Raw genomic sequence first — 13040 nt, 5'->3', positions numbered from 1 at the left:
GTTTCCCTACGTTATCCCCCACGAAAGAGTAGATTCCGATGCATTCCTCACCCGTCCGCCACTCGCCACCCAGAGAGCAAGCTCTCCTGTGCTGCCGTTCGACTTGCATGTGTTAGGCCTACCGCCAGCGTTCACTCTGAGCCAGGATCAAACTCTTCACTTAAAACTACATGTCCGAAGACAATAACTTTAGCTGCAGAAATTCAACCACTGGCAACGTTTCGCTTGCATTAAAACAATTGAATCATTGCTTGATTAAACGTCTGCAAGATGGACAGTCATCCATTCCTGCAGGCGTCCTCACAAGATACCTGCGCATACTTTCAAAGAACTTCGAATCAGGCCTCAGCGCCGTCTTCGTAGGCTGCGACGTTTCCGTCGTAGCGAGCCGCCCATTATAGCCGGCTTTTCCGTTTCGTCAACACCTCGTTTCGAGGAAGTTGACTCAACTGCTTCTCCGGCGCCCGAAGGCATCTCGTTGAAGCGAGCCGCCTACTTTAGCAGGCTTTTCGTTTCCGTCAACACCTTTTTGCGAGGCGGTGACTTCGAACTTTCCCTGCGCTGCGCCTCTTGCGAGGCCCCTGCGTCGGGGGAGGGAAAGTATGTGCTTCTTTTGCGGCTTTGTGAAGGGGGTGTGGGGGCTTTTTCTTACTTTTGTTTGGGCGGCCTGTTTTGAGGCCGCCCAAGGCGGTGAGGCAGTGCCCGCTCCCCCTGCATATATAAGGAGCGCTACGACCCTCCCCTCACCCCAACCCCTCTCCCGCTTGCGGGAGAGGGGTCTTTCTGCCGCGAGCCGGGAGATCACGAGCCCGAAGATCCCTGGCGTGCTGGGTTCGGGCTCAGCCGGCGACCAGCAGGACGCGGGCGAAGGTGCGCTTGCCCACCTGCAGCAGGCCTTCGAAGCCCGGCTGCAGGACGGTCTGTGCGTCTTCGATCACTTCGCCATCCACCTTGACCGCACGTTCCTTGAGCTTGCGCGAGGCTTCGGAGTTGCTGGGGGTCAGGCCCGCAGCGGTCAGCAAGGCGCCGATACGCAGGCCTTCGGCCGGCACGGTGACTTCCTGCAGCGGCAGCTGGGTGATGTCGCCCTGCCCGGTCACCGCCGCGTTCCAACCGGCAATGGCCTGCTCGGCGGCGGCGGCATCATGAAAACGGGTAGTCAGTTCGCGCGCCAGACGCAGCTTGATCTCGCGCGGATTGATCGTGCCGGCTTCAACGTCGGCACGCAGCTGCTGGGCTTCGGCAATGGAGATGTCGAAGCTGAGCAGGTCGATCCAGCGCCACATCAAGGCGTCGTCCACCTTCATGGTCTTGGTGACGATGTCGATGGCCGGCTCGCTGATGCCGATGTAGTTGCCCAGCGACTTGGACATCTTGTTGACGCCATCCAGGCCCTCCAACAGCGGCATGGTCAGCACGATCTGCGGCTTCTGGCCGTAGTGCTCCTGCAGGCCACGGCCCATCAGCAGGTTGAACTTCTGGTCGGTGCCGCCGAGTTCAACGTCCGCTTCCAGTGCCACCGAGTCGTAACCCTGCACCAGCGGGTAGAGGAATTCATGGATGGCGATGGATTGCTGGGCGGCATAGCGCTTGGCGAAGTCGTCGCGCTCGAGCATGCGCGCCACGGTGTGCTGGCCGGCCAGGCGGATCATGTCCGCCGCGCCCATCTTGCCGAACCACTCCGAGTTGAAGCGGACTTCGGTCTTGTCGCGGTCCAGCACCTTGAACACCTGCTCCTCATAGGTGCGGGCGTTGGCGAGCACGTCTTCCTTGCTGAGCGGCTTGCGGGTCAGGCTCTTGCCGGAGGGGTCGCCGATCATGCCGGTGAAGTCGCCGATCAGGAAAATGACCTGGTGGCCGAGATCCTGGAACTGGCGCAGCTTGTTGAGCAGCACGGTGTGGCCCAGGTGCAGGTCCGGGGCGGTGGGATCGAAGCCAGCCTTCACGCGCAACGGGCGACCACTCTCCAGGCGCTGGCGCAATTCATCCAATTTGAGGATTTCATCGGCTCCGCGGCCGATCAGGGCAAGGGCTTCATCAATGGGGGACACGCTAAAACTCCCGGCTTCGCCGTTAAAAACATGAATGGTGTTAAGTGCAAGTTAACCACGCCGGCAGATCGAAAAGCCATATGGCTCAATGGTTTGACGCGGTATTGATAGGTGTCTATGTTACCCCCGTTTGAGCCCGCGCTCCGGGCCGGTCAGAGAAACCACCGATGGCACAATCCGATCATGGCGATGCGCGCAAGCAGCGCATCCAGGAACGACGCAACGTCCTGCACGACACGGCCCTGCATCGGAGGCTCAAGGATCATCTTCCCGCCGCGTTCAACGAACGCTGGACACGGCGCCATTGGATCCACGCCAGCCTGTTCGTGACCATCGGCGCGCTCGCCGCGACGATCGTGCCGGGGTTCTCCAATTCCATCGACAACCCCCTGCCCGCCTCGCATGCCTCGTTGGCGCTGCCCTTGCCGCCGCTGGCGCTTGCACGCCAGGGCGAAACGCCCGGGGACAGCTGGCAGATCCTACGCGTGCAGCGTGGCCAGACCCTGAGCGACCTGTTCGAAGCGGCCGGCGTGCCGGCCACGGTGATGCACCGCGTGCTGGAACACCCCGGCACCCGCGAGGTGCTGACCCGGCTCAAGCCCGGCACCGAGCTGGCGTTCGACCTGCCGGTGAACGGCAGCCTGCGCACCCTCCGGTTTGACCGTGATGCCAGCCACCGCGTCGAACTCTCCCTGCGCGATGACCAGATCAGCGAGAAGGTGACCGAGCGGGCGACGAGCACCCGGACGGTGGTCGCCAGCGGCGAGATCACCAGTTCGCTGTACGCCTCCGCGCGCCGCGCCGGGCTCTCGCCCTCGGCCATCGCCACGATGACCGACGAGATCTTCAAGTACGACATCGACTTCTCCAAGGACCTGCAGCCGGGCGACCGCTTCAGCGTGGTGATGGACGAGACCTGGCGCGAAGGCGAGCGCATCGACACCAGCAAGATCCTGGCGGCCACGTTCAACACCGGGGGCAAGACCTACACCGGCTTCCGCTTCGAGCGCGGCGGCAAGTTCGAGTACTACGACATCAACGGGCGGCCGTTGAAGAAGAGCTTCATCCGCATGCCGATCCCGTTCGCGCGGTTGAGCTCCAACTTCGGCGCGCGCCGGCACCCGGTGCTGGGCACCATGCGCATGCACAAGGGCGTGGACTATGCCGCGCGCACCGGCACCCCGATCATGGCCGCCGGTGATGCCCGCGTGCAGTTCGCCGGCACCCAGCGCGGTTATGGCAACGTGGTGATCCTGGACCACGGGCGCGGCTACACCACGCTGTACGGCCACATGTCGCGCCTGGGCAGCTACCGCACCGGGGCGCGCGTGCCGCAGGGCGCGGTGATCGGCTACGTCGGCTCGACCGGCCTGGCCACCGGCCCGCACCTGCACTACGAATTCCGCGTCAATGGCCAGCACCGCAACCCGCTGTCGGTGACGATGCCGCCGCCGGAACCCCTCAAGGGCGCTGAACTGGCGGCGTTCCGTGCGCAGACCGCGCCGGCCATGGCGCGGATCCGCGGCATGGAGGAAGCCATCTACGCCGATGCCGGCAGCGCCACGCCGGCGCCGACGCAGACCGCCAGCGCGGCGGCACCGACCGGCAAGCGCGGCTGATCCAACCGCCGCGCGTTGACGCCACGGGCAGGGGGCTTGAAGCTTCCCTGCCCGTTTTCATCCGGCTTCTGCCATGACCGCCATTGATCCCCGCCTGCCGTTGTTCCTTGGCCTGATGTCCGGCACCAGTGCCGATGGCATCGATGCCGCGTTGGTGCAGTTCCCGACCGAAGGCGGGTGCCATTTCGTGCAAGGCCATACCCATGACTGGGAGGCGGACACGCGGGCGGCACTGATCGCGTTGGGCCAGGGCCATGAGCCGGCCTCGCTGGATACGCTGGGGCAACTGGATGCACAGGTGGGAATCGCGTTCGCCGCGGCCGCCAACCGGTTGCTGGCCAGTGCCGGCGTGGACGCCAGACAGGTGCGCGCGATCGGCTCGCATGGGCAGACCATCCGCCACCGGCCACTGGCCGCGCCGGGGTTCACCTGGCAGATCGGCGATGCCAACCGCATCGCGGAGTTGACCGGCATCACCACCGTGGCCGACTTCCGCCGCCGCGACGTGGCCGCCGGTGGCCATGGCGCGCCGCTGATGCCGGCCTTCCACCTGGCCATGCTGGGCAGCACCGACGAGGACCGTGCCGTGCTGAACCTGGGGGGCATCGGCAACCTGAGCCTGATCGCCCGCGACGGCAGCCTGCGGGGCTTCGACACCGGACCGGCCAACGCGCTGCTCGATGGTTGGTGCCAACGGCATCTGGGACAGGCCTTCGATGCCGATGGCGCGTTCGCGGCCAGCGGCCAGGTCGATGAAGGCCTGCTGGCGCGCCTGCTGGCCGAACCGTGGTTTGCCCTGCCACCGCCGAAAAGCACCGGCCGCGAACAGTTCCACCTGGCCTGGGTGGAGGCGCGCTTCGACGGCCGGCCACTGGCACCGGCCGACGTGCAGGCCACCTTGCTGGAACTGACCGCGGCCACCGTGGCGGACGCGTTGCTGGCCCACCTGCCGCAGGTGCGGCGCCTGCTGGTCTGCGGCGGCGGTGTGCGCAACCCGCAGTTGCTGCGCCGGTTGCAGGCACGCCTGCCTGGGGTGGTGATCGGCTCCAGCGCCGAACAGGGGCTGGACCCGGATTACATGGAAGCGATGGGCTTTGCGTGGCTGGCGCAGCAGACGCTGGCGGGGTTGCCGGGCAACCTGCCCAGCGTCAGCGGGGCCCGTGGGCCGCGGATCCTGGGCGCGATCCATCCGGCCTGAGGCGGCTTGACTGGGCGGGGATTGCATCCACGCCAATGCGCGGGGAAAGCGCTGCTGGCCAGCCCGTGGGCTACAGGCCGGCGCCGGCGGGCAGTTCGTGCAGGGCCTTGATGGCTTCGGTGAGGACGTCGACTTCGCGGTTCTCGAAGCCGCTGCGGACTTCGTGCTCGCTGGAGAACAGCCCCTGTTCGAGCAGGATCAGGCAGGTCTGCTCATGGGTCCAGCCGCGCGCCACCGCCAGGCGGCGGATGCGCTCAAACAACAGCGGGTCGATATCCCGCAAGGTCACTTCGGCCATGTCCACCACGTCAACGGTCCGGTGGATCCCCCGGCGGCATCATCAGCGAGGCGGCCGGGGGATTCAATACGAACCGGCCGGCGGTTCAGCCGGCCTCGACAACCCGGGTGGTGGCATCCACTTCGCGGCGCAGCCACCAAGCCATCAGCAGGCCCGGCATGCCGACCACCACCGAGACCAGGAAGAACACCTGCCAGCCATAGGCATCGGCCAGGACACCGGCGAACGGCCCGACGAACACCCGCCCCAGCGTGGCGAAGGCCGACAACAGCGCGTAATGGGTCGCCGAGAAGCGGGTGCCGCACAGGCCACTGAGCAGCGCCACGAACGCCGCCGTGCCCATGCCGCCGGCGAAGTTGTCCAGGCTCAGCGCGAACAGCAGCAGGCCGTCCATCGGCGTGGGCGTGTCCAGGTGCACGATCAGCAGGTTGAAGGCGGGCACTTCCACCGTACCCCAGGCGCCGGCGCCCTCGCGGGCCAGCAGGTAGAACCCCAGGTTGGAGACCAGCTGCAGCACCCCGAAGGCGATCACCGCCGTGGACAGGCGCAGGCGCAACAGGAAGAAGCCGCCGACGATGGCGCCGACGATGGTCATCAGCAGGCCGATGGTCTTGTTGGCCAGCCCCACCTCGGCTTGGCTGAAGTGCATGCCCTTGAGCAGGAACGGCGTGGACAGGCTCAGCGCGAAGGCGTCGCCGACCTTGTACAGCACCACCAGCGCGAGGAAGGCGCCGGCACCGCGCATGCCGAAATAGCTGCGCAGCGAGGCGTTGAGGGTTTCGAAGCGCACCCAGCGGGTGACCCCCAGGCCCAGCACCATCGCCGCGGCGATCTGGGTGATGACGAACACCAGCCGCACCCAGCGGTCGCTGCTGTCCGGGTCCAGCCCGACCAGCACCAGCAGCTGGTGTGCCAGCCAGGCCCCCGCCGCCACGCCAAGCACCAGCGCCAGGAACCCCCACACTTCACTGCTGGCCTTGGAGACCGGTGCCTTGAAGCGTGCCGGCAGCGGCGGCATCAGCACCAGCGCCAGCACGCCGACCACGGCCGCCAGGCTCGCCATGACCCGGTACACCTGCGGCCAGCTCTGCCACTGCTCAGCCCAGATCAGGGTGATGCCACCGGACAGGACCATGGCCAGTCGATAGCCAAGGACGGTCAGCGAGCCGCCCAGGCCGCGTTCGGCCGGCTGCAGCAGGTCGGTGCGGTAGGCATCGATCACCACGTCCAGGGTGGCCGACAGGCAGGCCACCACCACCGCCACGGAAGCGAACAGGCCCAGGTTGCGCGAGGGCGAGAGTGAACTCATCACCAGCAGCGCCGCGGCCAGGGCGAACAGCATCAGCACGATCCAGCCGCGCCGGCGGCCGAGCAACGGCAGGTCGAAGCGGTCGATCAGCGGCGCCCACAGGAACTTGAACGTGTACGGGATGCCGATCAGGGACAGGAAGCCCAGGGTGACCAGGTCCAGGCCTTCCACCGTAAGCCACGCCTGCATGGCGCCGCCGGTCAGCGCCAGCGGCAGGCCGGAGGCGAAGCCCAGCAGCAGGATCACGAACAGGCGGCGCAGCCGCGGCAGGCCGCGATGCGGGGCCTCCACCAGCGCTTCGGTCACAGGTCGTAGTCCACGCTGAACGGGGCGTGGTCGGAGAATCGCTGACCGGTGTAGATCGAGCAGCCGCGCAGGCGATCACGCAGCCCCGGGGTGACGAACTGGTAGTCGATGCGCCAACCGACATTGTTGGCCCGGGCCGCGCCGCGGTTGCTCCACCAGGTGTAGTCCTCGCCGGTGGGGTTCAGCGCGCGGTAGGCGTCCACCCAGCCGCGGCCGGTGGCCGGGTCGGCGTGCTCGGGCAGGTCGGCGCACAGGCCGTTCAGCCAGTCGCGCTCCTCGGGCAGGCAGCCGGAGTTCTTCTGGTTGGACTTCCAGTTCTTGATGTCCAGCGCGCTGCGCACGATGTTCCAGTCCCCGCACAGCACGTAGTCCCGGCCGCTGGCCAGCCACTGGTCCAGCACCGGGCGCAGCCACTCCATGACCTCGAACTTGAAGCCCTGGCGCAGCTCGCCGGAGGAACCGGAGGGGATGTAGAAGGACACCACGCTCAGGTTGCCGAAGCGGGCCTCGATGTAGCGGCCCTCGTCGTCGAACGGCGCCCAGCCCAGCCCGGTGCGCACCTCGTCCGGTTCGCGCCGGCTCCAGATCGCCACGCCGCTGTAGCCCTTCTTGGTGATGGCGTCGCGGTAGAAGCAGTGGTGGCCGTCCGGGCGGAACAGCGCGTCGGTCAGCTGCGACTCCTGCGCCTTGGTCTCTTGGATGCAGAGCACGTCGGACTGCTGCCCCAGGAACCACTCGCTGAAGCCCTTGGTGGTGGCCGAGCGGATGCCGTTGGCGTTGAAGCTGGTGATACGCATGAAAAACCACTGATGGGCCGGGAATGGGCACAGCATACCGCCGGGAACAGCATTCGCCGTAGCCATGCATTAACCTAGTGCCCTTCAAACGACGACTAGAAAGTGGATTTTCATGAGTGACCACCGTTCCCGCTTCCTGCAGCTGGCGCTGAACGCCGACGCCCTGCGTTTTGGCCAGTTCACCCTCAAGTCCGGCCGCTCCAGCCCGTACTTCTTCAACGCCGGCCGTTTCGACACCGGACTGGCCCTGGCCCAGCTGGGCAACTGCTATGCCGATGCCATCGAGGCGTCCGGGGTGGCCTACGACCAGTTGTTCGGGCCGGCCTACAAGGGTATCCCGCTGGCCACCGCCATCGCCTGCGAGTTCTCCCACCGCGGCCGCGACCTGCCGCTGACCTTCAACCGCAAGGAGGCCAAGGACCACGGCGAGGGCGGCAGCCTGATCGGCGCCGACATGGCCGGCCGCCGCATCCTGATCGTCGATGACGTGATCACCGCCGGCACCGCCATCCGCGAGGCGCTGGCCATCATCCGCGAGGCCAACGGCATCCCGGCCGGCATCGTGGTGGCCCTGGACCGCCAGGAGATCGCCTCGGAAGAAGACCGCCGCTCGGCCGCCCAGGCCGTGGCCGCTGAAACCGGCATTCCGGTGATCGCGGTGGCCAACCTGGCCGACCTGCTTGCATTCGCCTCCGGGAACCCGGAACTTGTCGGCTATCGCGAACCGTTGCTGGCCTACCGTGCCCGCTACGGGAGCAATCCGACAGGCTGATCGCAGGGGGCTGCCATGACGCTGATTCCTTCCCGGACAGGTACCACCGCACTGGCGCTGCTGGCAGCGCTGGCGCTGCCGGTGTCCGCGCAGAACAAGCCGGCCGACGCCGGCAAGAAGCTGTATTGCTGGAACCAGGGCGGTGAGCGCATCTGCTCGGACACGCTGCCGAGCGAGGCGGTCAACAGCGCGCGCGAGGAATTCAACGCACGCAGCGGCACCCGCAGTGCCGAGGTCCAGCGTGCGCTCACCGCGGAGGAACGCGCCGACGCGGCACTGGCGCGGGCCCAGGCGGAGGTGGACGCCGCCGCGGTGGAAACGCGCAAGCGCACCGAGCAGGCGATGCTGTCCACCTATGGCAGCGAGGATGCGTTGCGCCGCGTGTTCAACGAGCGCGTCGCCATCGTCGACAACAACATCAAGACCGCGGCCTACAACGTGACCAGCCTGCGCGAAGCGCTGGCGGCGCAGCTGGCATCGGCCGGCAACAAGGAACTGGCCGGGCAGAAGGTGGCCGACAAGCAGGCCCAGGACATCCGCCAGCGCCATGGCGAACTGCTGGCCCAGCTGCGCCTGCAGGGGGCCTTCGAGGCCCAGCGCAGGGCGCTGGACGTGGAGATCGCCCAGACCCTGGCCCGCTACCGTGAGCTCAAGGGCATCACCGCGCCGGCCGACGCGCCGCCGGCACCGGCCGCCGCCCCGGCACCGGCGCAGGGATGACCGACGCGTCCTGAGTCATGTGAACCCAAGCGGCCTTCGGGCCGCTTTTCTTTTGCCCGGCCGAAGGCACCCGCTCCCCTCGATGGGGTGCATCGCACCCGGCCGGACCGTGGGGCGCGGTGACCGCATCGCGCGCCGTGCCGGACCATGCGGCGTCTTCCCCCCACTTTTTATGCGGTATTTACGCCAATCCCTGTCCGTCGGCGTCGAACGTTTACGCCCTGCGGGAGGACGATGCCGGCCTTGAACGGGGTGATCGGCGTATCCAAGACCGGTGCCCTGCCCTTCCATCAACGGGCATCGGCCATCCGGTGCCCCTACCGAGGTGTTCCATGCCCGGCTGGCTTTCCCTGTTGTGCGGCGTGGTGGTGCTGATCGCCGCCGCCTACCTGCTGTACGCGGTCCTGCGACCCGAGTCGTTCTGAGGACCGCGCCATGACCGAAACCCTTGTCATCCTGTTGGCCGGCATCGCGCTGGCCTGGCCGTTGGGGCTGTACCTGGCGCGGCTGATGCGCGGTACGCCCATGCGCATCGACATCCTGTTCCACTGGATCGAGAAGCCGCTGTACCGCGTGCTCGGCGTGGACCCGGCCCATTCCATGTCCTGGCGTGGCTACGTGCTCGCCTTCCTGATCAGCAACCTGGTGCTGGCCGTGCTGACCCAGGCGGTGTTCATGACCCAGGCCTGGCTGCCGTTCAACCCGGACAACATCCCCAACCTGCGCTGGGACACAGCGCTGCACACGATGGTGTCGTTCCTGACCAACACCAACCAGCAGCACTACAGCGGCCAGGCACAGCTGTCCTACCTGTCGCAGATGACCGGCATCACCGGCCTGCAGGTGATCACGCCGATGATGGGCCTGGCGCTGGCGGTGGCCACGCTGCGTGCGTTGTTCGCCAAGGCGCCGGCGGCCACCACCGCCGACACCCACACGCCGGTACGCGTCACCGTCGGCAATTACTACGCCGACGTGGTGCGCCTGTGCCTGCGCTTCCTGTTGCCGCTGTGCCTGCTGTGGGCGCTGCTGCTGACCTGGCAGGGCGTGCCGTCCACCCTGGCCGCGGGCCCGCAAGCCACGCCGATCGATGCCAGCGCCGGCATGGCGACGCAGAAGATCCCGCTGGGCCCGGTGGCCGCGATGGTGGCGGCCAAGCAGTTGGGTGCCAACGGGGGCGGCTGGTACGGCCCCAACAGCAGCGTGCCGCTGGAGAACCCGACGCCGCTGTCCAATGCACTGGAACTGGTCGGCATTGTGCTGATCCCGATCGCGATCATCTTCATGATCGGCCGTTTCACCGGGCGCTGGAAGTTCGCGGCACTGGTGTTCGGCTGCATGCTCGGCATGTCGCTGCTGTCCACCTTCGCCAGCCTGTGGTCCGAGGGCCACAGCGCCACCGCCGCCAGCGCACTGCTGATGGAGGGCAAGGAAACCCGCTTCGGCGCGGATGGCACCGCGCTGTGGGCCACGCTCACCACCCAGGTGCAGAACGGCTCGGTCAACGGCATGCAGGACTCGATGAGCCCCCTGACCGGCCTGGTATCGCTGGTCAACATGCTGGTCAGCGCGATCTGGGGCGGCATTGGCTGCGGGTTGCAGCAGTTCCTGGTCTACATCCTGATGGCGGTGTTCCTGGCCGGGCTGATGACCGGGCGTACGCCGGAACTGTTCGGCCGCAAGCTGGAAACCCCGCAGGTGCGACTGCTGGCGGTGCTTGTGCTGTTGCAGCCGATCACCCTGCTCGGCCTGACCGCACTGACGCTGGCCCTGCCCGGCCTGGCCGGCACCTCCAACCCCGGCTTCCACGGCATCAGCCAGGTGTTCTATGAGTTCACCTCCGCCTATGCCAACAACGGCTCGGGGTTTGAGGGGCTGGCCGACAACACCCTGTGGTGGAACCTGAGCTGCGCGCTGGTGCTGGCCCTGGGCCGTTTCCCCGTGCTGATCATCCCGCTGGTCATCGCCTGCCAACTGGCGGCCAAGCGGCAGGCCCCGCAGAGCGCGGGCAGCCTGCAGATCGAAACCCCGACCTTCGCGCTGACCCTGGTCTGCGTGATCGTCATCCTCACCGTGCTGCAGTTCATGCCGGCATTGGTCCTCGGCCCGGTGGCCGACCACCTGAGCCTGGCACTGCAGGGAGCCTGATCCCCATGAATGCTTCTGTTCCACATGCCGGCATACGCCGCCCCGCCCTGCTCGATGCCGCCGGCTGGCGGCGGGCGCTGCTGGAGTCGGTGCGCAAGCTCGCCCCGGCTCACCTGCTGCACAACCCGGTGATGGCCATCGTCATGGCCGGCACGCTGCTGGCCTTGCTGCTCACCCTCAGCGGCAATGCACCGCTGGGCTTTGGCCTGGCCGTCACCGCGATCCTGCTGGTGACGGTGCTGTTCGGCAATTTCGCCGAAGCCGTCGCCGAGGCGCGTGGCCGGGGCCAGGCCGCGTCGCTGCGGCGCGCACGCCAGGACCTGGTCGCGCGCCGCCTGGCCACCGCGCTGGCCGGTGCAGGCGAGGACAAGGTCGCTGCCGCCGAACTGCGCCCGGGTGACCTGGTGATCATCAGCGCCGGCGAGTTCGTGCCGGCCGATGGCGAGATCGTGCGCGGCCTGGCCACCATCAACGAGGCCGCCGTCACCGGCGAATCGGCCCCGGTGCTGCGCGAGGCCAACACCGACCGTTCCGGCGTGATCGGTGGCACCAAGGTGCTGTCCGACGAGATCGTGGTGCGCGTCACCGCCGAGCCCGGCCACAGCTTCCTGGACCGCATGATCGCGCTGGTGGAAGGCGCCAACCGCCAGAAGACGCCCAACGAGATCGCCCTGACGCTGCTGCTGGCGGCGATGTCGCTGACCTTCCTGGTGGTGGTGGCGACGTTGCCGGCCATCGCCGGTTTCGTTGGCGTGACGCTGGACCCGCTGCTGCTGATCGCATTGCTGGTGTGCCTGATCCCGACCACCATCGGCGGCCTGCTGCCGGCCATCGGCATCGCCGGCATGAACCGCGCGTTGCAGGCCAACGTGCTGGCCAAGTCCGGCAAGGCGGTGGAGGTGGCCGGCGACGTGGACGTGCTGCTGCTCGACAAGACCGGCACCATCACCTACGGCGACCGCCAGGCATCGGCCTTCCACGCGCTGGCCGGCATCAACGGCGACCAGCTGCGCGAGGCGGCGCTGCTGTCCTCGCTGGCCGACCCGACCCCGGAAGGCAAGTCCATCGTGCGGTTGGCGCGCGAGCAGGGCTGCGCCACCGCTGAACCGGAGACGGCCGACTACCTGGCCTTCTCCGCGCAGACCCGCATGTCCGGCGTGGACCTGGCCGGCGGCCGCAGCATCCGCAAGGGCGCGGCTGACGCGATCACCGCGCATGTCCTCGCGTTGGGCGGCAACGTGCCCAACGAGCTGCAGGCGCGCGTGGACCAGGTCGCGCGCGGCGGCGCCACGCCGCTGGTGGTCAGCGAAGGCCGGCACGTACTGGGCGTGGTGGAACTGGCCGACGTGGTCAAGCACGGCATGCGCGAGAAGTTCGCGCAGCTGCGCGCGATGGGCATCCGCACGGTGATGATCACCGGCGACAACCCGCTGACCGCCGCGGCCATCGCCGCCGAGGCCGGCGTGGACGACTACATCGCCCAGGCCCGGCCCGAGGACAAGCTGGCGCGCATCCGCAGCGAGCAGGCCGGCGGCCGGCTGGTGGCGATGGTCGGCGACGGCACCAACGATGCGCCGGCATTGGCGCAGGCCGACATCGGCCTGGCGATGAACTCCGGTACGCAGGCGGCCAAGGAGGCCGGCAACATGGTCGACCTGGACTCGGACCCGGCCAAGCTGCTGGCGGTGGTGGAAGTGGGCAAGCAGCAGCTGATCACGCGCGGCGCGCTGACCACCTTCTCGCTGGCCAACGACGTGTCCAAGTACTTCGCGATCCTGCCGGCGCTGTTCGTGGCCGCCATTCCCTCGATGCACGCGCTGGA

11 protein-coding genes and 1 rRNA gene are annotated in these 13040 nt (G+C 67.6%); 7 read left to right on the top strand and 5 right to left on the bottom strand.

The features are described 5' to 3' along the window. Positions 1–163 (bottom strand): 16S ribosomal RNA (locus tag VA603_RS18165); the annotation flags it as partial. A 676-nt stretch (positions 164–839) separates the two neighbouring features. Next, complete coding sequence (gene tyrS, locus VA603_RS18160) at positions 840–2051, bottom strand: tyrosine--tRNA ligase (protein ID WP_323439666.1); 1212 nt, start codon at positions 2049–2051, stop codon at positions 840–842. A gap of 167 nt (positions 2052–2218) precedes the next feature. Here tyrS and VA603_RS18155 point away from each other — a divergent pair, with 167 nt between their 5' ends. Next, entirely contained in the window at positions 2219–3670 is a 1452-nt protein-coding gene (locus VA603_RS18155) for a peptidoglycan DD-metalloendopeptidase family protein (RefSeq protein ID WP_132862624.1), read from the top strand. A gap of 73 nt (positions 3671–3743) precedes the next feature. Beyond that, complete coding sequence (locus VA603_RS18150; protein WP_132862623.1) at positions 3744–4868, top strand: anhydro-N-acetylmuramic acid kinase; 1125 nt, start codon at positions 3744–3746, stop codon at positions 4866–4868. Positions 4869–4938: 70 nt separating this feature from the next. Here VA603_RS18150 and VA603_RS18145 read toward each other — a convergent pair whose 3' ends face one another. From VA603_RS18145 to VA603_RS18135, 3 genes are all read right to left on the bottom strand, one after another. Next, entirely contained in the window at positions 4939–5166 is a 228-nt protein-coding gene (locus tag VA603_RS18145; RefSeq protein ID WP_323439665.1) for a hypothetical protein, read from the bottom strand. Positions 5167–5251: 85 nt separating this feature from the next. Next, entirely contained in the window at positions 5252–6781 is a 1530-nt protein-coding gene (locus VA603_RS18140) for an AmpG family muropeptide MFS transporter (protein ID WP_132862621.1), read from the bottom strand. Further along, the gene (locus VA603_RS18135; protein ID WP_192288213.1) at positions 6778–7578 is read right to left on the bottom strand and encodes an exodeoxyribonuclease III; all 801 of its coding nucleotides are present in this window, start codon (positions 7576–7578) and stop codon (positions 6778–6780) included. Before VA603_RS18135 ends, VA603_RS18140 begins: the two co-directional genes overlap by 4 nt. Before the next feature lie 112 nt (positions 7579–7690). Between VA603_RS18135 and pyrE the strand changes: the two genes are divergently transcribed. The 5 genes from pyrE to kdpB form a co-directional block, all read left to right on the top strand. Next, positions 7691–8350, top strand: coding sequence for an orotate phosphoribosyltransferase (gene pyrE, locus VA603_RS18130; RefSeq protein ID WP_192288215.1), 660 nt, complete (start codon positions 7691–7693; stop codon positions 8348–8350). Between the two features lie 15 nt (positions 8351–8365). Next, positions 8366–9070, top strand: coding sequence for a hypothetical protein (locus VA603_RS18125; protein ID WP_132862618.1), 705 nt, complete (start codon positions 8366–8368; stop codon positions 9068–9070). 332 nt (positions 9071–9402) lie between these two features. Beyond that, positions 9403–9495, top strand: a complete 93-nt coding sequence (locus VA603_RS18120; RefSeq protein WP_057635969.1) for a potassium-transporting ATPase subunit F — start codon at positions 9403–9405, stop codon at positions 9493–9495. 10 nt (positions 9496–9505) lie between these two features. Beyond that, complete coding sequence (gene kdpA, locus VA603_RS18115; RefSeq protein WP_132862617.1) at positions 9506–11218, top strand: potassium-transporting ATPase subunit KdpA; 1713 nt, start codon at positions 9506–9508, stop codon at positions 11216–11218. 5 nt (positions 11219–11223) lie between these two features. After that, on the top strand, positions 11224–13040 hold a 1817-nt coding region (kdpB, locus tag VA603_RS18110), incomplete at its 3' end, for a potassium-transporting ATPase subunit KdpB (RefSeq protein WP_323439664.1).

The organism is Stenotrophomonas capsici (assembly GCF_034961085.1).
Taxonomy (GTDB): Bacteria; Pseudomonadota; Gammaproteobacteria; order Xanthomonadales; family Xanthomonadaceae; genus Stenotrophomonas; species Stenotrophomonas capsici.
This window is presented reverse-complemented; position numbering and strand designations above follow the sequence as displayed.

Bases quoted from the DNA above. Each gene is read 5' to 3' on its own strand.
- VA603_RS18155 (WP_132862624.1), top strand. From the start codon at position 2,219: ATGGCACAATCCGATCATGGCGATGCGCGCAAGCAGCGCATCCAGGAA.
- VA603_RS18150 (WP_132862623.1), top strand. From the start codon at position 3,744: ATGACCGCCATTGATCCCCGCCTGCCGTTGTTCCTTGGCCTGATGTCC.
- VA603_RS18145 (WP_323439665.1), bottom strand. From the start codon at position 5,166: ATGGCCGAAGTGACCTTGCGGGATATCGACCCGCTGTTGTTTGAGCGC.
- VA603_RS18135 (WP_192288213.1), bottom strand. From the start codon at position 7,578: ATGCGTATCACCAGCTTCAACGCCAACGGCATCCGCTCGGCCACCACC.
- pyrE (WP_192288215.1), top strand. From the start codon at position 7,691: ATGAGTGACCACCGTTCCCGCTTCCTGCAGCTGGCGCTGAACGCCGAC.
- VA603_RS18125 (WP_132862618.1), top strand. From the start codon at position 8,366: ATGACGCTGATTCCTTCCCGGACAGGTACCACCGCACTGGCGCTGCTG.
- VA603_RS18120 (WP_057635969.1), top strand. From the start codon at position 9,403: ATGCCCGGCTGGCTTTCCCTGTTGTGCGGCGTGGTGGTGCTGATCGCC.
- kdpA (WP_132862617.1), top strand. From the start codon at position 9,506: ATGACCGAAACCCTTGTCATCCTGTTGGCCGGCATCGCGCTGGCCTGG.